24 protein-coding genes are annotated in these 23,108 nt (G+C 61.6%); 13 read left to right on the forward strand and 11 right to left on the reverse strand.

Going from position 1 to position 23,108, the window contains the following annotated elements; translation table 11 throughout:
- Positions 1-39: 39 nt before the first annotated feature.
- A complete protein-coding gene (locus HJ536_RS16380) occupies positions 40-642 on the reverse strand; it encodes a nicotinate-nucleotide adenylyltransferase (protein WP_177158541.1) in 603 nt (200 codons plus the stop codon).
- Between the two features lie 222 nt (positions 643-864).
- On the opposite strand from HJ536_RS16380, the gene ettA reads away from it, so the two are divergent.
- Together ettA and HJ536_RS16390 are read left to right on the forward strand one after the other, a co-directional pair.
- Complete coding sequence (gene ettA, locus HJ536_RS16385; protein WP_176854681.1) at positions 865-2,532, forward strand: energy-dependent translational throttle protein EttA; 1,668 nt, start codon at positions 865-867, stop codon at positions 2,530-2,532.
- Between the two features lie 167 nt (positions 2,533-2,699).
- A complete protein-coding gene (locus HJ536_RS16390; RefSeq protein ID WP_177158542.1) occupies positions 2,700-3,056 on the forward strand; it encodes an H-type lectin domain-containing protein in 357 nt (118 codons plus the stop codon).
- Here HJ536_RS16390 and HJ536_RS16395 read toward each other — a convergent pair whose 3' ends face one another.
- Positions 3,057-3,752 (reverse strand): arylesterase, encoded by a 696-nt coding sequence (locus HJ536_RS16395; protein ID WP_177158543.1) that lies wholly within the window; start codon positions 3,750-3,752, stop codon positions 3,057-3,059.
- Here HJ536_RS16395 and HJ536_RS16400 point away from each other — a divergent pair.
- Both HJ536_RS16400 and HJ536_RS16405 read left to right on the forward strand, forming a co-directional pair.
- Positions 3,751-4,437: an ABC transporter ATP-binding protein gene (locus HJ536_RS16400; protein ID WP_177158544.1), complete on the forward strand. Its 687-nt coding sequence runs from the start codon at positions 3,751-3,753 to the stop codon at positions 4,435-4,437. The two genes, HJ536_RS16395 and HJ536_RS16400, sit on opposite strands and share 2 nt — an antisense overlap.
- The gene (locus HJ536_RS16405; RefSeq protein ID WP_177158545.1) at positions 4,434-6,947 is read left to right on the forward strand and encodes an ABC transporter permease; all 2,514 of its coding nucleotides are present in this window, start codon (positions 4,434-4,436) and stop codon (positions 6,945-6,947) included. The genes HJ536_RS16400 and HJ536_RS16405 overlap by 4 nt, the downstream gene beginning before the upstream one ends.
- Here the strand turns inward: HJ536_RS16405 and HJ536_RS16410 are convergent, their stop codons facing one another.
- Entirely contained in the window at positions 6,948-7,394 is a 447-nt protein-coding gene (locus tag HJ536_RS16410; protein ID WP_176854674.1) for a thioredoxin family protein, read from the reverse strand. It abuts the gene before it with no gap.
- Positions 7,395-7,541: 147 nt separating this feature from the next.
- Between HJ536_RS16410 and HJ536_RS16415 the strand changes: the two genes are divergently transcribed.
- The gene (locus HJ536_RS16415) at positions 7,542-8,102 is read left to right on the forward strand and encodes a gamma-glutamylcyclotransferase family protein (RefSeq protein ID WP_177158546.1); all 561 of its coding nucleotides are present in this window, start codon (positions 7,542-7,544) and stop codon (positions 8,100-8,102) included.
- Positions 8,103-8,208: 106 nt separating this feature from the next.
- Positions 8,209-8,409, forward strand: a complete 201-nt coding sequence (locus tag HJ536_RS16420; RefSeq protein WP_176854670.1) for a CsbD family protein — start codon at positions 8,209-8,211, stop codon at positions 8,407-8,409.
- Here HJ536_RS16420 and HJ536_RS16425 read toward each other — a convergent pair.
- Positions 8,393-8,581, reverse strand: a complete 189-nt coding sequence (locus tag HJ536_RS16425; protein ID WP_177158547.1) for a hypothetical protein — start codon at positions 8,579-8,581, stop codon at positions 8,393-8,395. The two genes, HJ536_RS16420 and HJ536_RS16425, sit on opposite strands and share 17 nt — an antisense overlap.
- On the opposite strand from HJ536_RS16425, the gene HJ536_RS16430 reads away from it, so the two are divergent.
- Positions 8,580-9,710 carry an MFS transporter gene (locus tag HJ536_RS16430; RefSeq protein WP_177158548.1) on the forward strand — a complete coding sequence of 377 codons (1,131 nt, stop codon included), beginning with the start codon at positions 8,580-8,582 and terminating at the stop codon, positions 9,708-9,710. The genes HJ536_RS16425 and HJ536_RS16430 overlap by 2 nt on opposite strands.
- Here the strand turns inward: HJ536_RS16430 and HJ536_RS16435 are convergent.
- Both HJ536_RS16435 and HJ536_RS16440 read right to left on the reverse strand, forming a co-directional pair.
- Positions 9,707-11,221, reverse strand: coding sequence for a malonate--CoA ligase (locus tag HJ536_RS16435; protein WP_177158549.1), 1,515 nt, complete (start codon positions 11,219-11,221; stop codon positions 9,707-9,709). The two genes, HJ536_RS16430 and HJ536_RS16435, sit on opposite strands and share 4 nt — an antisense overlap.
- A 151-nt stretch (positions 11,222-11,372) precedes the next feature.
- Positions 11,373-12,290, reverse strand: a complete 918-nt coding sequence (locus HJ536_RS16440) for a LysR family transcriptional regulator (protein ID WP_177158550.1) — start codon at positions 12,288-12,290, stop codon at positions 11,373-11,375.
- A 120-nt stretch (positions 12,291-12,410) separates the two neighbouring features.
- Here HJ536_RS16440 and HJ536_RS16445 point away from each other — a divergent pair, with 120 nt between their 5' ends.
- The 4 genes from HJ536_RS16445 (at position 12,411) to HJ536_RS16460 (ending at position 16,227) form a co-directional block, all read left to right on the forward strand.
- The gene (locus tag HJ536_RS16445) at positions 12,411-13,586 is read left to right on the forward strand and encodes a cytochrome P450 (RefSeq protein WP_176854663.1); all 1,176 of its coding nucleotides are present in this window, start codon (positions 12,411-12,413) and stop codon (positions 13,584-13,586) included.
- A gap of 12 nt (positions 13,587-13,598) precedes the next feature.
- Entirely contained in the window at positions 13,599-13,916 is a 318-nt protein-coding gene (locus tag HJ536_RS16450) for a 2Fe-2S iron-sulfur cluster-binding protein (RefSeq protein WP_176854661.1), read from the forward strand.
- Between the two features lie 12 nt (positions 13,917-13,928).
- On the forward strand, positions 13,929-15,074 hold the full coding sequence (locus HJ536_RS16455) for an NAD(P)/FAD-dependent oxidoreductase (RefSeq protein WP_338082454.1): 1,146 nt from the start codon (positions 13,929-13,931) through the stop codon (positions 15,072-15,074).
- 109 nt (positions 15,075-15,183) lie between these two features.
- A complete protein-coding gene (locus HJ536_RS16460; protein WP_177158552.1) occupies positions 15,184-16,227 on the forward strand; it encodes a TRAP transporter substrate-binding protein in 1,044 nt (347 codons plus the stop codon).
- A gap of 54 nt (positions 16,228-16,281) precedes the next feature.
- Here HJ536_RS16460 and HJ536_RS16465 read toward each other — a convergent pair whose 3' ends face one another.
- Entirely contained in the window at positions 16,282-17,154 is an 873-nt protein-coding gene (locus tag HJ536_RS16465; RefSeq protein ID WP_177158553.1) for an EamA family transporter, read from the reverse strand.
- A 118-nt stretch (positions 17,155-17,272) separates the two neighbouring features.
- Here HJ536_RS16465 and HJ536_RS16470 point away from each other — a divergent pair, with 118 nt between their 5' ends.
- Positions 17,273-17,758: an Lrp/AsnC family transcriptional regulator gene (locus tag HJ536_RS16470; RefSeq protein WP_177158554.1), complete on the forward strand. Its 486-nt coding sequence runs from the start codon at positions 17,273-17,275 to the stop codon at positions 17,756-17,758.
- A 27-nt stretch (positions 17,759-17,785) separates the two neighbouring features.
- Here HJ536_RS16470 and HJ536_RS16475 read toward each other — a convergent pair whose 3' ends face one another.
- Complete coding sequence (locus HJ536_RS16475) at positions 17,786-18,208, reverse strand: c-type cytochrome (protein ID WP_177158555.1); 423 nt, start codon at positions 18,206-18,208, stop codon at positions 17,786-17,788.
- A 41-nt stretch (positions 18,209-18,249) separates the two neighbouring features.
- Positions 18,250-18,546, reverse strand: coding sequence for a hypothetical protein (locus HJ536_RS16480; RefSeq protein WP_177158556.1), 297 nt, complete (start codon positions 18,544-18,546; stop codon positions 18,250-18,252).
- Between the two features lie 229 nt (positions 18,547-18,775).
- Here HJ536_RS16480 and HJ536_RS16485 point away from each other — a divergent pair, with 229 nt between their 5' ends.
- Positions 18,776-21,067: an arginine/lysine/ornithine decarboxylase gene (locus HJ536_RS16485; protein WP_177158557.1), complete on the forward strand. Its 2,292-nt coding sequence runs from the start codon at positions 18,776-18,778 to the stop codon at positions 21,065-21,067.
- A gap of 73 nt (positions 21,068-21,140) precedes the next feature.
- Here HJ536_RS16485 and HJ536_RS16490 read toward each other — a convergent pair whose 3' ends face one another.
- Positions 21,141-22,004 (reverse strand): hypothetical protein, encoded by an 864-nt coding sequence (locus HJ536_RS16490; RefSeq protein ID WP_177158558.1) that lies wholly within the window; start codon positions 22,002-22,004, stop codon positions 21,141-21,143.
- Between the two features lie 17 nt (positions 22,005-22,021).
- The gene (locus tag HJ536_RS16495; protein ID WP_177158559.1) at positions 22,022-23,101 is read right to left on the reverse strand and encodes a hypothetical protein; all 1,080 of its coding nucleotides are present in this window, start codon (positions 23,099-23,101) and stop codon (positions 22,022-22,024) included.
- Between the last annotated feature and the right edge of the window lie 7 nt (positions 23,102-23,108).

Here is a 23,108-nt window from a genome sequence, read left to right on the forward strand (position 1 = left end):
CCCGACAGAATCCGGCGCTGGTGCGAAAATGTGATTGGGTTATTGCGGCCAGCGGCCCGATTTCCGCAGCGCGGTCGACGATTGCGCATTCATCGGAATATTCACGAAACACCAACGCGGGGCGTCCCCCTGCCCCAAGGTCCGGCTAGCTGCGCTGTCCAGACGCGCCCCGTCGAACACCCTCGCGGCCTTGCTGAAGCGGGCCGCCATGCGGTCGCCCGGACGGGCCAGAACGCCCACGGGCACCATCGACATGATGTCCTGCCAGCGATCCCAGCGGTGGAACCCGGCCAGATTATCGGCCCCCATCAGCCACACGAACCGCGCCTGTGGAACCAGTTGTTGCAGCCGCTCCAGCGTTTGAGCGGTGTAGCGGGTGCCGATCCGCGCCTCGATATCGGTGACGTGCACGCGGGGGTGCTGCATCAGGTCGCGCGCGGCCTGCAAGCGTTGCTCGATCGGCGCGGGGCCACGGGATTTCAACGGGTTGCCGGGGCTGACCAGCCACCAGACCTGATCCAGACCAAAGCGTTTCAACGCCTCTCGGGTGATCTGCACATGCCCCCCGTGCGGAGGGTCAAACGACCCGCCGAGCAGTCCGATCACCTGACCGGGCGCAACAAAAGGCAAATTGTAAGGCATATGCGGTTCCGTCAAAAACCCGCCCATAAATCCGACCCTGCGACAGGGTGTCAAGCGGCCCCGAAACGATGCGACGCGCCTTTTGCAGGAAAATCTGTTCTATGCCTGATCGGCGCACGTCAATTTATGCGGAAATTCGTGTCCTTCTGCGATTGCCCCCGCGCGGCCCCTTGGCTATGACTCCGCCCCAAACCCCAGAATATCTGCAAGGAGCGGACGCCCATGGCTTCCTATCAATACGTCTACCACATGGACGGTGTGTCCAAGACCTATCCCGGTGGCAAGAAGTGCTTTGAAAACATCCGCCTCTCGTTCCTGCCCGGCGTGAAAATCGGTGTTGTCGGTGTCAACGGCGCCGGTAAATCGACCCTGCTGCGCATTATGGCCGGTTGGGACAAGGATTTCAGCGGCGAAGCATGGGCTGCCGAAGGTGCTCGCGTTGGCTATCTGCCGCAGGAGCCCAAGCTGGACGAGTCGCTGAGCGTGCGTGAGAACGTGATGCTGGCCGTCGCCGAGAAGAAGGGCAAGATCGACCGCTTTAACGAAATCGCCATGCAGATCGCCGAGGATTACACCGACGAGCTGATGGAAGAGATGACCGTCCTGCAGGACCAGATCGACGCAGAAAACCTGTGGGAACTGGACAGCCAGATCGACGTGGCGATGGAAGCTCTGCGCTGCCCGCCCGATGACGCGGACGTGTCGAAACTGTCCGGCGGTGAAAAGCGCCGCGTTGCGCTGTGCAAACTGCTGCTCGAAGCGCCTGACATGCTGCTGCTCGACGAACCGACCAACCACCTTGATGCGGAAACCATCGCGTGGCTGCAGCAGCACCTGATCGACTACAAAGGCACCATCCTCTGCGTCACCCACGACCGTTACTTCCTGGATGACATTACCGGCTGGATTCTGGAACTCGACCGTGGCCGCGGCATCCCCTACGAAGGCAACTACTCCAGCTGGCTGGAACAGAAGGCCAAGCGTCTGGAGCAGGAAGCCCGCGAAGACAAAGCGAAACAGAAAACTCTGGAACGCGAACTCGAGTGGATGCGTCAGGGCCAGAAAGCCCGTCAGGCGAAATCCAAAGCCCGTATCGCGGCCTATAACGAAATGGCCAGCCAGTCCGAGCGTGAAAAAGTCGGCCGCGCACAGATCGTTATCCCCAACGGCCCCCGTCTGGGCTCCAAGGTTATCGAGGTCGAGAACATCCAGAAGGCCTACGGCGACAAGCTGCTGGTCGAAGGTCTCAACTTCTCGCTGCCGCCGGGTGGCATTGTCGGCGTGATCGGCCCCAACGGTGCGGGTAAATCGACCCTGTTCAAGATGCTGACCGGTCAGGAACAGCCCGATAGCGGTGCGGTCACCTATGGTGACACCGTGAAGCTGTCCTATGTGGACCAGTCGCGCGACGATCTGAACGCCGACGACACCGTGTGGGAAGCTATCTCGGGCGGCGCGGAACTGATCGAACTGGGGGATGCCTCGGTGAACAGCCGCGCGTATTGCTCGTCCTTCAACTTCAAGGGCGGCGACCAGCAGAAGAAAGTCGGCCTCTTGTCGGGTGGTGAGCGCAACCGCGTCCACATGGCCCGCCTGCTGAAAGAGGGCGGCAACGTGCTGCTGCTCGACGAACCGACCAACGATTTGGACGTGGAAACCCTGCGTGCGCTGGAAGACGCGCTGTGCGACTTTGCCGGTTGCGCCGTGGTCATCTCGCACGACCGTTTCTTCCTTGACCGTATCTGTACCCACATTCTGGCGTTCGAGGGCGAAGCCCATGTCGAGTGGTTCGAAGGCAACTTCGCGGACTACGAAGAGGACAAGAAGCGCCGCCTTGGCCCCGACGCGCTGGAGCCCAAGCGCATCAAGCACAAGAAATTCACCCGCTAAGCGGCGGATTTCGGCGAAAACACGCAAAGCGGGGGTGCGGAAACGCATCCCCGTTTTCGCATGGGTTGAACAGAAGGCGCGACTCGCTCATTCTGTTTCCGTTCTTGGTACCAGTTCTCGGAGTTTTTGCGATGCTTGCGTCGACCCGATTTGTTCAGCAAATCACAATGATACCCGGCTCTCTTCAGGTGATTTCCGCTCAGGACGAGCTGTTCAATCACTGCGACACCAACGAATACATGTGGAATGGCGACGGGGCCCGTCAGGTGCGCTGGGATTTCACCTTTGAATCGCCCTTTGCTGCGCCCCCCGTGGTGGTGGCCAGCCTGTCGGGGATGGACAGTTCGCAGTCCGAAAACCTGCGTTTCAACATCCGCTGTATGGATGTGACCGCTGACGGGTTTACGTTGGTGTTCGACACTTGGGACAACACCCGGATTGCCCGTGCAGGTGTCACATGGATGGCCCACGGCATCGCGCCGGGCAAAGTGCGTGGCGGTATCGGCGCCAAGGCCAAGGATTGATCACTGCGCGGCGTTCACCAGCTCCAGTACGCTGGGGCCGATCGCGGCGATGATCAGCTTGACCCCCTCGGCGTTCGGGTGAATGCCGTCGGGCTGCATGAAGTTGCGCAGGGTTTCCGGCGTCACGCCCCCTGCTGCGATCCCCTCAAAGAAGTTCGGGTAGTAAAGCGTCCCGAATTCCTGCGCCAAATCGGGGTACATCGCATCGAACCGCTGCTTGTAGTCGGCGCCAAAGTTGGCTGTGCCCTCAATGCCGACCAGCAGCACGTCAACCTCTTTGGCCTGCGCCGCGCTCAGGATGCCCGACAGGTTCTGGCGGCTGACGTCCGGATCAACCCCGCGCAGCAGGTCATTGCCCCCCAACTCCACAATCATCGCGTCCACATCATCGGTCAGGGTCCAGTCCACCCGTGACAGCCCGCCCGCCGTGGTGTCCCCCGAAACGCCGGCGTTCAAAATCTTGGCATCGGCACCATTCGCGTCCAGCCACGCCTGCAATTGGGGCACAAACCCCTGCCCCGCCGGCAATCCGTAGCCGTGGGTCAGGCTGTCCCCCAGCGCCGCGATTGTCACCGTTTCCGCGCTGACGCCCCCGCTAAGGCCGACAAAAACCGCTAATGCTGCGGCGCAAACCTTGCTGCTGCGCGCCAAGGCCCCATATCCAAATGACTTGGCCGAAAGGAAATTTACCGACATGAGCACCTCCGTTCTCTCCCTAACAGATGTGAATTTGACGCTGGATGGCAATGCCGGGCCGGTCAAAATCCTGCAAGGGATCACGCTAGAGGTTCAAAAGGGCGAGTCCCTTGCGCTGGTTGGTCCCTCGGGTTCTGGCAAATCCTCGCTCTTGATGCTGATGGGCGGGCTGGAGCGTGCCACGGGTGGCTCGATCACCTGTCTGGGCCAAGACCTGACCGCCATGAACGAAGACCGCCTTGCCCGTTTTCGCCGCGATCACATGGGCGTTGTGTTTCAATCCTTTCACCTGATCCCGACCATGACGGCGCTGGAAAACGTGGCGACCCCGCTTGAGCTGGCCGGAGTGCCCCACCCCATGGCCCGCGCCGCCGAGGAGTTGGAGGCCGTCGGCCTTGGCCACCGCGGCGGCCATTATCCCGGCCAGATGTCGGGGGGCGAGCAGCAGCGCGTGGCGTTGGCCCGCGCGGTGGCGACCCGTCCGGCGATCCTGTTGGCGGATGAACCCACCGGGAACCTTGATGGCGCGAATGGCGAGGCGGTGATCAAGCTGCTCTTTGACCTGCGCGACCGCCACGGAGCCACCCTGATCATGGTTACCCACGCCCCCGATCTGGCGCGGCGCTGCGATCGTCAGTTGCGCCTGACCGACGGCCGGATCGCCCTGTCGGAGCGCGCTGCATGACCCTACCCGTTCCGTTTCGCTTCGCCCTGCGCGAACTGCGCGGTGGGCTGCGCGGGTTCTACATCTTTCTCGCCTGCCTCGCGCTGGGGGTTGCGGCGATTGCCGCCGTTGGCACCGTCCGCAGCGCCATCGACCAAGGCATCCAGTCCGAAGGGGCCGCCCTCCTTGGCGGTGACGCCGAGATCGAGCTGACCTATCGCCGCGCCTCTGACGATGAACTGGCGTGGATGCAGGGCATCTCTGACCAGCTATCGGCGATTGTGGATTTCCGCTCGATGGCGGTCGCGGGCGAAGAGCGCGGCCTGACGCAGGTCAAGGCTGTGGACGACGCTTATCCCTTGCTGGGGGCGGTCCGGCTGGAGCCCGACATCCCCCTGAACCAATCGCTACAGGCCACCGATGGCAATCCCGGTGCAGTCATGGCCCCTGCCCTGATCGACCGGCTGGGTCTGTCCATTGGCGACAGTTTTCTGCTTGGCGAACAGCGATTTACCCTGACCGCCACTCTGCTGCGCGAACCCGACGATGCGGGTGGCGGCTTTGGCCTTGGCCCCCGGACCATTGTGCGGTTCGATGATCTGGCCAATAGCGGCTTGCTGTCGGCGGGGTCGATTTTTGACACCGAATACCGGCTGCTCTTGTCCGAAGGCACCGATCTCGACGCCACCCGCGCTGTGGCCGAGAATACGTTCTCGGGTGCCGGTATCCGCTGGCGCGACAGCCGCGATGGCGCCCCGGGTGTGTCACGGTTCGTGGACCGGCTCAGTAGCTTTCTGGTGATCGTTGGCCTGTCCGGTCTGGCTGTCGGAGGGGTCGGCGTTTCCGCCGCCGTCCGGTCCTATCTGGCGGGCAAAACCGGCGTGATCGCGTCCCTGCGCACCCTCGGGGCCAGCCGCCGCACGATCTTTCTGACCTACTTCATCCAGATCGCGATCCTGAGCGCGATTGGCATCACCATCGGCCTGATCATGGGCGTCGCGCTGCCACTGGCGCTGTCCCCGCTGATCGCGGCGAACCTGCCGGTGCCTGCGGTCTTTACCATCTATCCCGAGCCGCTGCTGGAAGCGGCCCTCTATGGCACCCTTTCGGCGCTGCTCTTTACCCTCTGGCCCCTTGCCCGCACCGAAGAGGTCCGCCCCGCGACCCTGTTCCGCGACGCGATGGCCAGCGCCAAGCTCTTGCCCCGCTGGCCCTACGTGGTTTTCGCTGCGCTGCTGTTGGCGGCGCTGGTCGGGGCGGCGGTGGCGTTTTCCGCTGCGGCCACGCTGACGCTCTGGACGGCGGCGGGGATCGCGGGGGCGCTTCTGGTGCTGACCTTGGCCGCTGCGGGGACCCGAACCGTGGCGCGCCGTGCCAGCCATCGGGGCCAGCATGGACCGCTGCGATGGGCGCTTGCTGCGGTGGGCGGCCCGCAGCAGGAAACAGCAGCGGTGATCCTGTCCTTGGGCCTTGGCCTGTCGGTTCTGGCCGCAGTCGGGCAGATTGACGGCAACCTGCGCAACGCGATCTCGCGCGATTTGCCGGACGTGGCCCCCAGCTATTTCTTCGTGGATATCCAGCCCGATCAGCTCGCGGGCTTTCTGGACCGCGTCACCAACGATCCGCAGGTCAGCCGCGTTGATACCGCGCCCATGCTGCGCGGCGTGATCACCCAGATCAACGGCCGCCCCGCCCAAGAGCTCGCCCCCGATCACTGGGTGGTTCGCGGGGATCGCGGCATCACCTACGCCGCCAAAACCGACAGCCGCACCACCGTCACCGCAGGCCAATTCTGGCCCGAGGATTACACGGGCGACCCGCAAATTTCCTTTGCCGCCGAAGAGGCCGAGGAACTGGGTCTGCGGCTGGGGGATACCCTGACCGTCAACGTGTTGGGGCGCGATATCACAGGCACGATCACCAGCTTCCGCGATGTGGATTTTTCCACCGCGGGGATCGGGTTCGTGCTGACGATGAACCCCTCGGCCCTGTCCGGCGCGCCGCATACCCACATCGCCACCGTTTACGCGACCCAAGCCGCCGAAGGCCCCATTCTGCGCGATATTTCAAATGCCTATCCCAATGTGACGGCGATCGGCGTGCGGGATGCCATCAACCGCGTGGCGGAGGTCATGTCGGGCATCGCGGCGGCCACTTCTTATGGCGCGGGGATGACTTTGCTGACCGGATTTCTGGTGCTGATCGGGGCGTCTGCTGCGGGCGAACGGGGCCGCACCTATGAGGCTGCGATCCTGAAAACCATCGGGGCCACGCGCGGTCAAATCCTGCGCAGCTTTGCGCTGCGGGCGATGCTGATGGGTTTTGCTGCTGGCGTCGTGGGGCTGATCGCGGGCATCGGTGCCGGTTGGGGCGTCAGCCACTTCGTGATGGAGACCGATTTTGCGGTGATCTGGCCCTCGGCCATTGTGATCATCGCGGGCGGGATCGGGGCGAACCTTCTGGCGGGGCTGGCCTTTGCGTGGCGGCCCTTGGCGGCGCGGCCCGCAGGAGTGCTGCGGGCGCGCGATTGATTAGCGGGCCTTGGCGGTCAGGCCACTGGCAAATTGCACGATGCCGGGCATCTGCATGGCGCCAACCTGACGGCCAACCTCGCGCCCACCGTGGAAGCCGATCATCGCGGGAATACCGCGAATGCCATAGCGCCCCGAAACGGTCTGGTGCTGTTCGGTGTTCAGCTTGGCCAAACGCACAGAGCCTTTCAGCCGCTCGGCCGCCATCCCGAACTGGGGGGCCATCGCGCGGCAGGGACCACACCACGGGGCCCAGAAATCCACCACCAAGGGCAGCGCAGTGTCTTGGGCGGCCTTTTGCAAGGTCGCGGGGTCAATCTCGGCCACTTTGCCGGTGATCAGCCAGCCACCGCATTTCCCGCATTTGGGGTTGTCACCCAGCTTGTCATGCGGGACGCGATTGGGCGTGCCGCAATCCAGGCAGGTCAGTCTGTCGTTCTGTGACATGCCATCCTCCGGTTAATCACATTCATGAAAATATATGTGTATGGTTTCGGGGCGGTTCAAGGCCGTGCATGGGCGAAATCGCAGCCCTGCGCAACCATCCGTCCGAGGGAGTTGACGTTTCCCCGCGAAAGGCCCACTTCTGCCCTCATGGCAGATCCATTCTTTTTCGGCTACGGCAGCCTCGTGAACCGCACCACCCATGTCTATGAGGACGCACACCGCGCCAAGGTGTCCGGCTGGCGGCGCACATGGCGGCACACGGCCTTGCATCCGGCGCCTTTTCTGACGGCAATCCCCTGCGATAAAACGGAAATCGAGGGGCTGATCGCCCATGTGCCGAACGGCGACTGGGTGGCCTTGGACGCGCGCGAGACAGGCTATGACCGCCTGCCCGCGACCCATCAGGTGACCCATCCGGTCGAGCGCGACATCGAGGTGGCGATCTATGCGGTGCCCCAAAGCCTCGAGGTGCCGGATTTGCGGCATCCCATTCTGCTCAGCTATCTGGATGTGGTGATCCAGGGCTACCTGCGCGAATTCGGCGAGGCTGGCGCCCTGCGGTTCTTTGAAACCACCGATGGCTGGGATGCCCCGATCAAGGATGACCGCGCCGCACCCGAATACCCGCGCCACCGTGTCCTGAGCGCCGAAGAGACCGATTTCGTCGACGCGCAACTGCGGGCATTAGGGATCGAAACCCACCGCTAGGCCGGCGGGTTCCCGCCCTTTGGAGAAAAAGATTGGGGCCGATTTCCGGAACCCGCCTGCGGCCCGCGCGTTGTTCAAGCATCTGATGACCAAAGGAGTTTGAACAATGAACTGGGATATTATCGAAGGTAAATGGGAACAACTCAAAGGCGGCGCCAAAGAGAAATGGGGCGACCTGACCGATGACGAAGTCACCGAGATGGAAGGCAAGCGCGACAAGATCGTCGGAAAGCTGCAAGAGAAATACGGCTGGACCAAAGAGAAGGCCGAGAACGAAGTCGATAGCTTCTTCACAGAAAAAGTCTGACGCGCAGTCGCTGTGACAGCAAAAGGTCGATCGGGAAACCGGTCGGCCTTTTTTCATGTGCGAAGCGGACAGGAATGCTGATTGCCAGATCGCCGATGCAAACGTTATCATTTCCATCAAAAGCGCTTTGAGTCGCGTATTCGGGCGGGAAATAACGGGTCGGGTCCATCATGCATTATCCTGAAACTGCCCCTGCGCGGCTGGCCACTCGGCTTGCCTTTTTCGAGGCTGGCTTTGCCACGGCCTGTTGGGCGCCCTTGGTGCCGTTCGCCAAGGCGAATGTCGGCGCGGACGAGGCCTTGTTCGGGATGCTGCTGCTGTGTCTGGGGATCGGGTCGCTGATTGCGATGCCGGTGACCGGATGGCTGGCGGCGCGGAACGGTGCGCGGTCCATGGTCATTCTGGCGGGGCTGGTGATGCCGTTGGTGCTGCCGCTGCTTGTTCTGGCTGGCTCTGTGCCCACGCTGGCGGGGGCGCTGCTGTTGTTCGGGGCGGGCCTCGGGTCGCTTGACGTGTCGATGAATATTCACGCGGTCGAGGTTGAGAACCGCGAAAACCGTCCCCTCATGTCCGGCTTTCACGCGCTGTTCAGTGTGGGCGGGTTTGTCGGGTCCGGCGTGATTACCTTGTTGCTGACGTTCGGCGTGTCCCCCTTGCAGGCGGCGAGTGTCGGGACAGTGCTGGCGCTGGCCGTTCTGGCCCTGACCGCGCCGCGCCTGCTGCGCGCCCGCGCGGACGCGCCCGAAGCTTTTGCCTTGCCCCGCGGATTGGTGCTGCTGGTGGCGGGCCTCGCGGCGGTGTCCTTTTTGATCGAGGGCGCGCTGATGGACTGGGGCGCCCTTGTCCAGATCGAGCGCGGGTTGGCGGGCGCCACGAATGCGGGCTTTGGCTATATGGTGTTTTCGGTGACCATGGTGGCGGGCCGGTTGACCGGTGACCGGACTGTCAGCCGTTTTGGATCCAGAAAAGTGTTGATCGCCAGCGGGTTGATCACCTTTGCCGGTCTTGCGCTGATCCTGCTCGCCCCCGCGCAGATGGTTTCCATGGCAGGGTTCGCGCTGGTCGGGATCGGGGCGGCCAACATTGTGCCGGTGCTGTTCAGCATCGCGGGGCGGCAAAAGATCATGCCCGCAGGCATGGCCATCGCCGCTGTGACGACCACGGGATATGCAGGCGTTCTATTGGGGCCCGCCGCCATAGGGTTTGTGGCCCATGCCAGCAGCCTGACGTTTTCCTTCTGGCTGCTGGCGGTTCTGGTGTTGGTCGTGCCCCTGTCGGCCCGCACCGTCACCCGGATTTAGGCCGTGAACGCCCCCTTGTAGGTGTCGCGCAGGACGTTCTTTTGCACTTTGCCCATTGTGTTACGCGGCAGCTCGTCGATCACCACATAGGCGCGGGGATGTTTGAACCGCGCCAGCGACGTGGTGACCTGCGCCTTGATCGCTTCGACATCGGGGGTCTGGCCGGGTTTGGGGACCAGAATGGCCAACACGCCCTCGCCAAAGTCGGCGTGGGGCACCCCGATCACCGCAGATTCCAGAACGCCGGACTGTTCGTCCAGAACCAGCTCGATTTCCTTGGGATAGATGTTGAACCCGCCCGAGATGATCAGATCCTTGCCGCGCCCGACGATGGTGACATAGCCATCCTCGCTGATCGTTCCCAGATCGCCGGTGATAAAGAACCCGTCCGTCCGCAACTCAGCCGCGGTTTTGTCGGGCATCTGCCAGTAGCCTTGGAACACATTGGGGCCGCGCACCTCGATCATGCCGACCTCGCCGGTGGGCAGAGGGGCGCCGGTTTCGGGATCGGTGACCTTGACCTCGACCCCCGGCAGAGCGGGGCCAACGGTGCCCGCACGGCGATCGCCGCCATACGGGTTCGAGGTGTTCATGTTGGTCTCCGTCATCCCGTAGCGTTCCAGAATGCGGTGACCAGTGCGCTGCTCGAACGCGATATGGGTGTCGGCCAGAAGCGGCGCGGAGCCAGAGATGAACAGCCGCATGTCCTGCGCCAATTCGCGGGTGAACCGTGCGTCTCCCAGCAGGCGGGTATAGAACGTCGGCACACCCATCATCGTGGTTGCCTGCGGCATGGCAGCGATGATCCGGTCCAGATCGAACTTGGGCAAGAAGACCATCGAGGCCCCCGCCGACAGGATCACGTTCGTGGCGACGAACAGCCCATGGGTGTGAAAGATCGGCAGGGCATGGATCAGCACGTCCCCTTCGGTAAAGCGCCAATGATCCACCAAGGTCGCGGCGTTCGACAGAAGGTTCCCTTGGCTCAGCATCGCGCCCTTGGAGCGGCCCGTGGTGCCCGAGGTGTATAGGAACGCGGCCAGATCGCCTTCGCCGCGATCAACGGTCGGAAATTCGGTGGGCGAGGCGTTCGCGATATCGGTCAGGGTGCCTGCGCCATCGGCATTCAGGGTCTCGAACCGTGCGTCCAGGCCCGCGGCCATCGGTTCCAGCACGTCGCGTTTGCTGTCATCGCCGACCAGCAGTTTGGCCCCGCTGTTTTCAACGAAATAGCTTAGCTCATCGGGGGTATAGGCCGTGTTCAGGGGCAGAAAGATCACCCCCGCCTGCGCCGCCGCAGCATAGAGCGCCAGATATTGCGGGGATTTCTCGATTTGGACGGCAACCCGATCCCCTGCCTCTAACCCGCAGGCCGCCAAGGCATGGGCGTATTGCGCGGCCATCTTCAGAAAGCCGTCATAGGTCAGGGTGCCGCCGTCCGGCAGGATCAGAAAGGGCTTGGTGCTGCCCCGATGCCGTCCGAACAGCGTGTCATAGAGTGGGTTTGCCATGGGTCTTGTCCTGTCTGCCAATGCCGTTTTGCGGCCCGCAGCCTGCTTGGGGCACTGCGGATGATCCTGCCTGTGGGGTAGAGCGCGCGGCTCCTCTCCGCACGGGGTCAAGGTGGGTCGGGCGGTTTCTTCCGTCAACGGTTTTGTGGGGCTAGTCCCATTGGTTGGTGATCATCCGGCACTGCTGGAACACCAGTTCGCGCACCCATTTGTGCATCGGCGCGTTGTGAGTGCGGGCGGTCCAGACCAGCTGGATGTCGATATGGGTCGGCACCGGACAGGCGGTGATATGCAGGCCACTGCCGATCTTGCGGGACAGGCGCTCGGGGATGGTGGCGATCAGGTGAGTGCCCTCGATCAGGTTCTGGATACCGGCGGGGCTGGGAACGCGGATGGCCACGGGCAAGTCGTATCCCAGCCGGTCCAATTCGGCCATATATCGGGATTTCCACTTGCCGCCGTAGGTGATGTAGACGTGGTCCAGCGGCAGATAGTCCTGAAGGCTCAGGTCCTGCCCCGCCCTCGGATGCGCCGGGTCCATCATGCAGACATAGCGATCATCATAGAGTTTCCGCCCATAGAACGACGCCCCAAGCTGTTCGAAGGGGCCGATCAGCAAATCCGCCTCCATCCGCAGCAGGCGGTCGTGGCCAAGATAGCTGGAATCCACAATCTCGATCTTCAGGTTGGGGGCTTGGGCGCGGATCGCGTGGACCACGTCGGGAATGATGATCACGCGCTCATAGTAGTTGCAGGCGATGGTGATCGTGCCCGCCGTCCGCGCCGGATCGAACGCACGGGCCGAGGCCAGATGATCGAACCGCGCCAGCATATCCAAGGCCTCGGTCACGACCTCTTCGCAGCGGGGGGTGGTGATCAGGGATCGGGCCTCGCGAACGAAAAGGGGGTCGTTGAACACGCCCCGCAGCTTTTCGATGGTGTAGCTGACGACGGACTGGTTGACCTCCAGATCCTCGGCGGCGCGGGTGAAGGATTGCAGGCGATAGACGCGCACCAGCACTTGCAGGGCGCGAAAATCCACGGCCATCGGGTCGATTGGTTTGGTCATGTGGCCCTCCCCTGCCAGCATGATCGGATTTTTCGATGATGGTGATCTACCTCATCGCATTGATTGATACGCGCATTCGGGGTGTCCTGTCATCACTGCACCTTTGGGAGGAGGGGCGCGATGCTTGATATACCCGTCAATGATACGGTCTCTTTGGCCGATCTGATCAACGACCCCTATCCGATCTACAAACGGATGCGGGCCGAAACGCCGGTGGTGCGCGTGGCGCAGACCAACCGGATTTTTGTGACCCGCGCGGAACACACCAAGTGGATCAAGGAAACGCCCGAGGTGTTCAGCTCGGACGATCCGATGACCCCGATGAAGCCTGCCTTTCAGGCGCACACCCTGATGCGCAAGGATGGCGCAGAGCACCGCGCCGAACGCATGGCGATGCAGGCGTCCTTTAGCCCCAAGGTGATCAAGACCGATTGGGCCGACCTCTATCAGAAGCTGGCCGAGGATTACGTCAGCCGCCTGCCAAGAGGCGAGACGGTTGACCTGTTTTCGGCCCTGTGCGGTCCGGTGGCGGCGCGCATTCTGGCCCATATGCTGGGTCTGGAAGAGGCGAGCGACGATGAAATGCAGCGCTGGTCCCAGCGGCTGATCGACGGGGCGGGCAATTTCGGCCGCGATCCCGAGCTGTTCCGCAAATCCGACGAAGCCAACGCCGAGATGAACGATCTGTTCGCCCGCATCATTCCGCGCCACCGCGAGCAGCCGAATAACTCGGCGTTTTCGGTGATGCTGAACGCGGCAAACCCGATCCCCATGAGCCAGATGTACGCCAACATCAAAATCGCCATCGGCGGCGGCATCAACGAGCCCCGCGATGCGCTGGCGACCATCGTTTACGGACTGCTCACGAACCCCGACCAACTGGAGGAGGTCAAACGGCAGGACGCGTGGATCGATGCCTTCGAGGAAGGCGTGCGCTGGGTCGCCCCCATTCAGGTGTCGGGCCGCCGCACCACCCAAGAAGTCCAGATCGGCGATGTGCTGGTCGGGCCGGGCGAGACGGTGATGACCATCCAAGCCTCGGCCAACCGCGATGAGGCGATCTGGGAAGACGGCGAAAACTTCAATGTGTTCCGCGCCAAGCACCCCCATCAGGCCTTTGGCAGTGGGCCGCACCATTGCGCGGGCGCCCATGTGGCGCGGCGGACCCTTGGGCAGATTATGCTGCCCCTTCTCTTTGACCGCTTTCCGAACATGAGCCTGCCCGATCCGGACGCCGTGATCTGGAGCGGCTTTGGCTTCCGCGGGCCGCTGAACCTGCCCGTCGTATTGAACTAAGAGGATTTTTCCATGGTCGCGATTACTTTTATCCAGCCCGATGGGGCCTCGCAGACGGTGACGGCTACGGTCGGGGATAGCGTCATGCAGACGGCCCTGAACAACAACATCGACGGGATTTTCGCAGAATGCGGCGGCGCGATGATGTGTGCCACCTGCCACTGCTATGTCGATGATGCGTGGACCGATGCCACGGGCGAACGGGTCGACGGCGAAGAGGACATGCTGGACTGCGCCGAGGCCGAGATGCGCCCGACGTCCCGCCTAACCTGCCAGATCAAGGTGACCGACGCGCTGGATGGTCTGGTCGTTCACCTGCCCGAGGCCTGAGATTTGTCCGGAGTGGTGATCATCGGCGCGGGTCAGGGCGGCTTTCAGGCCGCGGCCAGCCTGCGCAGCGAAGGATACAGCGGGCCTGTCCTGCTGATCGGAGAGGAGGCGGGCCTGCCCTATCAGCGCCCGCCCCTTTCCAAGACCTATTTGAAATCGGGGGACGAGGGGGCCTTGGCCCTACGTCCCGCCGCGTTTTATGAGACGCAGAATATCACCCTGCGGACTGGCCTGCGAGCGGACCGGATCGACCGCGCCCGTCAGGTGGTTGTCTGCGGGGACACGGAATTTCCCTATGATCATCTGATCCTTGCGACCGGCACGCGGAACCTGCGGCCCCCCATTCCGGGGATCGAGCACGCTTTGGACCTGCGCACTTTGGCCGATGCGGCCCGCCTGCGCGGGGCGCTGGATGGTGTGCAGCGGGTCGGTGTGATCGGCGGCGGGTTCATCGGGCTGGAGTTCGCTGCCGTTGCCCGCAGCTTGGGCCGCGAGGTGACCGTGGCCGAGGCCGCGCCGCGTCTGATGGCGCGCGCGGTGTCGCCTGCGATGTCCGAACGTTTTGCCGCCAAGCACCGCGAGATGGGGACCGAGATTATTCTAGGCGATGGGGTCACGGCGATTGATGCGGTGGGGTTCACCCTGTCCAGCGGGCGGCGGGTGAATGCGGACCTGATCCTGCTGGCCGCGGGCGTGCGCCCGAATACCGAACTGGCGTGGGAGGCCGGCCTTGAAGTCGCGAATGGCATTCTGGTGAACGACCAACTACTGACCAGCGATCCGGCGATTTCGGCCCTTGGGGATTGCGCAAGTTTTCCCGATCACCGCTCTCATCACCTGATCCGGCTAGAGAGTGTTCAGGCCGCCGCCGACCACGCCCGCCTTATTGCGAAACGCATCGTGCATGGGCCGTCGGCGCCCTATCATGCGGTGCCGTGGTTCTGGTCGGATCAAGCGGACTGGAAACTTCAGATCGCCGGACTTGCCCGTCCCGAGGATAGCGCAGAAATTTTACCCGATGGCAGTGTGATACGTCTGAAAGGGGATATCGTCACCGCCGTAGAAACGGTTAACAATGCCAAGGTCCACATGATGGCCCGCAAGCGGATGGCGGGGGCAACGCCCATGACCCGCGAAAGTTTCGCAGCACCTGTTTGAGGAGGCAGAGCTGCACCCGTTCGGCCCACGGGCCGGACGAAAAGCCCCGCACAATGCGGGCAACTGATCCGGCCGGTAACAGGCCGGCACCTATAGGGAGGAAGACCAAATGACCAATTTTACGCGCCGCAGCGTGATGGCAGGGATCGGCGCAGCCGTGGCCTTGCCCGCCTATCTGAAAAAGGCGAACGCCGCCGAGGTAACGCTAAAGCTGCACGCCATGCTGCCCGCGCCCGCGCCCATGAACACCCAGTTCTTCGAGCCTTGGATCAAAGAGATTCAGGATGCCTCGAACGGCGCGATTGCGGTGCAGCTCTATCCTTCGATGCAGCTGGGGGGCAAGCCGCCGCAGCTGGCCGATCAGGTCCGTCAGGGGATTTGCGACATCACTTGGACCCTGCCCGTGTACACGCCCGACCGTTTCCCCGTAGCGGAAACTCTGGCGCTGCCCTTCATGGTGACCAACGCCGAAAAGACCAGCGTTGTCATGCACAAGCTGATGGATGAATTCGGTCAGGGCGAATACGACGGCATCAAGACGCTGGCCTTCCACACCCATGACGGTGGCAAGCTGCACACCCGCAACGGCCTGATCAAAACCACCGAAGACCTGAAGGGCCTGAAGCTGCGCGCGCCGAACCAGGCGACCGGCGAACTGCTGGCCTCGCTCGGGGCGGAGACCGTGTTCTTTCCCGTGACCGAGATGGTTGTGGGCCTGTCGAACGGCGTGATCGACGGCTGCTGCCTGCCCTACGAGGTGGTGCCCGCCTTCAAACTGCAGGAACTGACCAAGTTCACCTCGGCGCCTGCGCCTGCGGAGCGTGGTCTCTATGCTAACACCTTTGCGCTGATCATGAACCAGCGCGCTTACGAAGGTCTGTCCGACGATCTGCGCGGCGTGATCGATGCCCATTCCGGCATGGCTCTGTCCGAGCGGATCGGCAAACAGTTTGACACCTTCGAAGCCAAGGGCAAGCAGGTGGTCATCGATCAGGGCAACACCATCGGCGAGATCCCGTCGGAAACGCTGACCGAATGGCGCGAGAAGGCGGCTCCGATCTATGACAAGTGGATCGAGAAGCTGAACGCATCGGGCCATGACGGCGCGGCCATTGTGGCGCGTGCGAACGCGCTCTTGGATGGCGCTGCATAATACTAAGCCGCTCAATGAACTGGGGCGGGCCAGCGATGGTCCGCCCTTTTTGGTTCAGCGTTTGGCGGTCAGCGTGTTGCCTGCCGAAGCGCCGATCACGCAGGCAATGGCGATGCACTGAAGGGGGGTAAGCGCCTCGTTCAAAAGGGCAAAGCCGAACAGGGCTGCCACCGCCGGACTGCTGCTGACGATCAGGCTGAACACGTTCCCGTCAAGGCGGCGCAGGGCCAGCATCTCCAGCGAATAGGGCAGAATGCTGGACATCATCGCCACTCCCAGTCCGATCAGCAGGATATGGGGCTCCAGCAAGGCGGGGCCTGCATTGGCGATCCCGAAGGGCACTGTGACCGCCGCCGCCATCATCATGCCCCACGACAGGGTTTGACGGGCGGGCAAGCGAGAGGCGCGTTTGCCAAAGACGATATACATGCTCCAGAAAAACGCCGCGCCAAAGGCATAGGCGATGCCGGTCAGGCTAAGCGGCTGGTCGCTGCCATGGATGGGCAGCAAGAGGACCAGTCCCGTGGCGGCCAGCACCACCCAGATCAGATCGCGCGCCCTGCGGCATCCGGCAAGGGCGACGGCAAGGGGGCCGCAGACCTCGATCGCGACGGCGATGCCGATCGGGATCAGCGCGATGGACCGGTAGACACACAGGTTCATTGCCCCCAAGGTCAGTCCGTAAATCGCGATGGCGCGCAGGTCGAGGCCCTTTGGCACATGGCGCCACGGACGGAAAACCAGCGCCAGAACCAGCGCGGAGAACCCTACACGCAGGGTGGTGGCTCCGTCCGATCCGGTCAGCGCAAACAGGGACTTGGCCCCGGCCGCCCCGACATATTGCACCGTCAGCGAGCCCGCCAGAAACAGATAGGGCAGCGCGGCGTGGCCGGTCGGTGCCTGAGGGGTGGGGCTGGCATGGGTCATTCGGGCCTCGGGTGGGTCTTGAAATGCTTGGACTATGACGGCCAAACTACCTAGATCGTGACGAAATTTGCGCTGAATTGAAGCGCCTCTGACGCAGCAAAATTGCACGGAACGAACAATGGGCACACCAACCGCTCGGCCTGAGGCTGAACTGGATGACAAGGATCGCGCGATTCTGCGGATTTTGCAGCAGGATAACAAAACCCCTCAGCGTCTGATCGCCGAGCAAGTGAACCTGTCTGCCCCCGCCGTTCAGCGCCGGATTGCGCGTCTGGAAAGCGCGGGTGTTATTCGCGGGAATATCGCAGTGGTGGATCCGGCGGCGTTGGGGCTGGGAACATCTGTGATGGTCGAGGTGCATTCGGCCAGCGACCGCGCCGTTGTGCTGGACGGGCTAAAGCAGCAGTTCCGCGACGCCCCCGAGGTGCAGCAGTGCTATCACGTGGGCGGAAACGGCGGGTTCATCGTGATCGTGCATGTGCAGGATATTGCGGCCTTTGATGCCTTGGCGCGGCGGCTCTTTTCCGAGAATGAGCTGGTCTACAGCTTCCGGTCTTTGGTGGTGCTGGACCCCGTGAAAGTGTCCCTGGCGATTGAGGTATAGGGCGGGACGCACCCGCCCTGCCCTGCGTTACATGATGCCGTTGGCGCGCTGCACTTCGCGCACATAGATGATGATGTTCTTCACATCCGCTTGGGTCAGGCCGGTCTGGGGCGGCATGTCGCCAAACGGCCAATGGTGCGCACGCACGCCGTTCTGCACCGCCATAATAAAGGCCATGTCTCCGTGGTGCGAGGGCTCGTAAATCTTGTGGATTAGGGGCGGGCCCATGCCCAAGCGGCCCGTCGCATTCTCGCCGTGGCAGGTTGCGCAGGTTGCGTCAAAGGCCGTTTTGCCCATCGCGGCCTCGGCCCCCAAAGAGGCGGGCAAGGTGATTTCCACCAGCGCATCGCCCTTTTGCGGGGTGGCGGGGCGCGGTTCGGGCTTTAGGGCGACAAAGGCCGCGATGGCGATCAGGCCAGCGCCTGCGGCCAAGAGTACAGATTTCTTCATTTCGGGTCCTGTGGGATAAAATTGCATTGGTGAAAAAGGGTTCACAGGCGTGGAGGGGGCAATTCCGTTCGGGGCTGCGCTTCGGTGGACCTAACCGCGTCAGGGCCGCGCAAAATAGGGCGGCTGTTTGCGGTGAAGGTTGCGGCCATCAGCGCCAAGGGCGGCAAAAAGGCCGCGCACAGGGCCATCGCCCCGCAGCTTTGGTGACCGGCGTCATCGGGGCAATGCAGACAGTCCGCCTGAGGGGTATCATGCCCCATTCCTGTGGCCCCGCCGGTGGCGGGCGCAACCAGCGCAGAAAACGCCAGAAACAGCAGCAGGATAACAATCCGGCGCAACTTACCCTCCGCCTTGGAAACAGCCGGAGTATGCGTGCCCCCGTCCCCGAATTCAACCGATCCGGCGGCCTGCCACATGCGCAATAATGTGAACTCGGGACACTACCCTTGACTGTAGGGATGCAAAACGAAAGAACGGGAACGACCCCGATTTCGGGCGATTGATTCAACACGAGTGCGCGCCGCGCCCGCTTGTTCCCGATCCGCTGTTTGCCGGCAGGAGACTTCCATGAAATTCCGCTTCCCCATTGTTATCATCGACGAGGACTTCCGGTCCGAAAACTCGTCGGGTTCCAGCATCCGCGCCTTGGCCGAGGCCATCGAGGAAGAAGGCTTCGAGGTTCTGGGGGCGACCAGCTACGGGGACTTGTCCCAGTTCGCGCAGCAGCAGTCCCGCGCCAGCGCATTCGTTCTGTCGATCGACGACGAGGAATTCACCCCCGGCCCCGATCTGGACCCCGCCGTTCTGAACATCCGCACCTTTATCGAAGAGGTCCGCTGGAAGAACGCCGATGTGCCGATCTACATCTACGGTGAAACCAAAACCTCGCGCCACTTGCCGAACGACATTCTGCGCGAGCTGCACGGCTTTATCCACATGTACGAGGACACGCCCGAGTTCGTGGCCCGTCACATCATCCGCGAGGCCAAAAGCTATCTCGAAGGCATCCAGCCGCCGTTCTTTCGCGAACTTCTGGATTACGCCGAGGATGGGTCGTACTCGTGGCACTGCCCCGGTCACTCGGGCGGTGTGGCGTTCCTGAAGTCGCCCATCGGCCAGATGTACCACCAGTTCTACGGTGAAAACATGCTGCGCGCTGACGTGTGCAACGCGGTTGAGGAACTGGGTCAGCTTCTGGACCACAACGGTGCCATCGGCGCGTCCGAGCGCAACGCCGCGCGGATTTTCAACGCGGACCACTGCTTCTTTGTGACCAACGGCACCTCGACCAGCAACAAGATGGTCTGGCACCACACTGTCGCCCCCGGTGACGTGGTTGTGGTGGACCGCAACTGCCACAAGTCGATCCTGCACTCGATCATCATGACCGGCGCAATCCCGGTGTTCATGAAGCCGACGCGCAACCACTGGGGCATCATCGGCCCGATCCAGAAGTCGGAATTCGAGCCCGAAACCATCAAGGCCAAGATCCGCGCGAACCCTCTGCTCGAGGGTGTCGACCCCGAGACCGTGAAGCCGCGCATCATGACCCTGACCCAGTCAACCTATGACGGGGTTCTCTATAACACCGAAACCATCAAAGAGATGCTCGACGGTTACGTCGAGAACCTGCACTTTGACGAGGCTTGGCTGCCTCACGCGGCCTTCCACCCCTTCTACGGGACCTATCACTCGATGGGCCGCAAGCGGGGCCGGACCAAGAAATCGGTGACTTACGCGACCCAATCGGTGCACAAACTGCTGGCCGGTATTTCGCAGGCGAGCCACGTTCTGGTGCAGGACGCCGAGGAAACCAAACTGGACCGGCACCTGTTCAACGAGGCGTACCTGATGCACACCTCGACCTCGCCCCAGTATTCGATCATCGCCAGCTGCGACGTGGCCGCTGCGATGATGGAGCCTCCGGGCGGGACCGCGCTGGTCGAAGAAAGCATCGCCGAGGCTCTGGATTTCCGCCGTGCTATGCGCAAGGTCGACGAGGAATTCGGCGAGGACGATTGGTGGTTCGAGGTCTGGGGCCCCGAGGAGCTGGAAGAAGAAGGCATCGGCCGCTCCAAAGCGTGGGAGCTGAAAAAGACCGACTCCGAGGGCGTGAACTCGTCCGACGGTGAAGACAGCTGGCACGGCTTTGGCGATATGGCCCGCGGGTTCAACATGCTGGACCCGATCAAAGCGACCATCATCACCCCCGGCCTGAACATCGACGGCCGCTTCGAGGCAGAGGGCATCCCCGCCTCGATCGTGTCGAAATATCTGGCCGAGCACGGCGTTGTTGTTGAAAAGACTGGTCTTTACAGCTTCTTCATCATGTTCACCATCGGCATCACCAAGGGCCGTTGGAACACGCTGGTGGCGTCGCTTCAGCAGTTCAAAGATGACTATGCCAAGAACCAGCCCATGTGGCGGATCATGCCCGAGTTCTGCGCCAAGCAGCCCCGCTGGGAACAGATGGGCCTGCGCGACATGTGCCAACACGTGCACGCGCTCTACTCGAAATACGACGTGGCGCGTCTGTCGACCGAGATGTACCTGAGCGATCTGCAACCGGCCATGAAACCGTCGGATGCCTATGCGCACATCGCCCGCCGCACCACTCAGCGCGTGCCGATCGACGATCTGGAAGGCCGCATCACCACCTCGCTGGTCACGCCCTACCCGCCGGGCATTCCGCTGCTGATCCCGGGCGAAGTGTTCAACCGCAAGATCGTTGAATACCTCAAATTCAACCGCGAATTCGCCGAGAAATGCCCCGGTTTCGAAACTGACATTCACGGTCTGGTCCAAGAAAAGGGTGAGGACGGCATCGTTCGCTATTACGCAGACTGCGTGGCCGAGTAATCTCGTCCTTTTGGGCAAAATAAAAACCCGGTCGCAGAGGTGCGGCCGGGTTTTTTATTTGGATCGTTGGGTCTCAGGCTTTCTTTTTGGTGCCTGCGGTTTTCTTCTTGGGCTTCAGCACTTCGCGCGCTTTGATATCGGTGGACTCGATATCCCACTTTTCCATCATCGCTTTGATCTTTTTGGGGCGATGGGGGTAAAGCTTGGTCAAGAAGGTTTCGCGGCAAGGCGCAATTCCGTCGATTGACTTCAGTTGATCCCAGACAATTCCCTGAATTTTGATATAGTCCGCGTGGTGATCGCGATAGGTCCGGCGATAAGGCTGTTTCAACAGCCCCAGATCGTTTGCCAAAGTTTTAGTCAAGTCGATCATCGGCACCTTTGAGGCGATCAATTCATTGATCCTCGCAAAGAGTTGCGCCTGATAGCGGGCCGGAACTGACGGCAGGTTGAATTTCTTGCGGAAATAGATTGCAGGCAGCGGCACGGGCGCAGACGCGAACACGCAATAGACGTTCCTGAAACCCGCTTCGTACAGGGTTTCGACCATCTTGATAAAACCATTTGCCGCTTCTTGGCAGAAGCCCTCAGGATCCATGAAATTGCCGGTGGCCATGCGGTGCGCAACGTTGAATTGAACATCAACAGAGCCGAATTGCATCAGGATGATGTCTTGCGAGCTATATCCATCCATGCAAGCCATGAAGAAGTCGCGATTTTCCTTTTTTGAGAAACCACGCGCAGACCAACCGCTTGCCCAGTGGGACCGGAAACGATCTTGCTCGCCAAAGATGTAGTCGAACAGTTCTGCCACCGAAGAGCCAAAGCTGTGAACGATCGGCTGCTCGCCCGGACGCGGGTCGCGTGCCTTTACCTCTTTGATTTCGGCGGGTTTGCCAGATTTGGGCTGTTTTTTACCAAAAGGATTCGAAATCATGATTTTCGCTCGGGCTATTATTTCTGGCGGTTTAATTCGAGCCTCAAGGCTCTGGCCAATGAGGTCATTTTAGCGGGATCTGCGTCGGCCATCGTGCAAAGGACGTTGGACATAAGAGCGAAACTGCGTAATTCGGCTTCGGAGAAATAATCCTCAACCCGCAAGGACTGGGGCGGTGCCGCCAATTTGGTTTTTGCGTTTTGAAGCGCCTTCGTCATGGGGTTGCCGGTGAAAAAGGCCTCGTCCATCGCGATCGCATCGGTTTCGTATCTTTTAACGAAACGCGCCATCAATTTGCGCGACATAGTCACACGGGGGGTGTCCGTGCCGACTTTGCTTTCCTCGATATTGCGGGCCAGAATGCGGCTCAATTCTCCGCGTAGGTGACGTTTATTTCCCTGCTTTTCGGTTCCGGCAAGGGGCTCGATCAAATACCGCAGCAAAGCGATTTGACCGACTTTGAGCGAGGGGTTGTTATAGGGCGTCCAAGTGATTTTCGTCTTGTCCGCGCCAGTCACAAATTGGAAAAAATCCTGAAGCACATCCTGTCGGTGCAAATGTTCGCGACTGAACAGGCGCAAGGTGAAGGCATCACCAAAAACATCCCGCCATTTTTTAAAACGAGGCGCATAATCAAGTGTATCCAGTTCGGTATACTTCTCGAATAATGCAAGCGGAGTGGTTTGCCGTGCGCCGACGCGCATTTGCGTGGAAAAAGACGACAAGAACTTTTCCGCATGGGGGCGAACATAGGCGATCAGACGAACATTGCCCGCATGGTTCGGCATAAATTGTTCGATCGTCTTCTTCAGATCAGCAGGATCCGCGTATTGAAAAAACTCGGCTGAAACGATGCCGTAGTCCGCATCGCTTTGGGAGAGCTTTTGTTCCAACGCGCCGAAGCGGTTCGCACGCTGATCAAAAACAGCTTCCTTATACAGCGTCTGGGAAGCGGTATTGTGGTTCAGGTTTTTGCCGGTCGTCGGGTAAAAAATGGTTTTCCCTGCCAGCTCATATCCCTTGGCCCTCAGAACACTCTGGATCGAAGTCGAACCTGTTTTCGTGTCGCCGAGGTGGAAAATGAGTTGTTTGACCATCTGGACT

Source organism: Donghicola mangrovi (genome assembly GCF_013377535.1).
GTDB lineage: Bacteria > Pseudomonadota > Alphaproteobacteria > Rhodobacterales > Rhodobacteraceae > Donghicola > Donghicola mangrovi.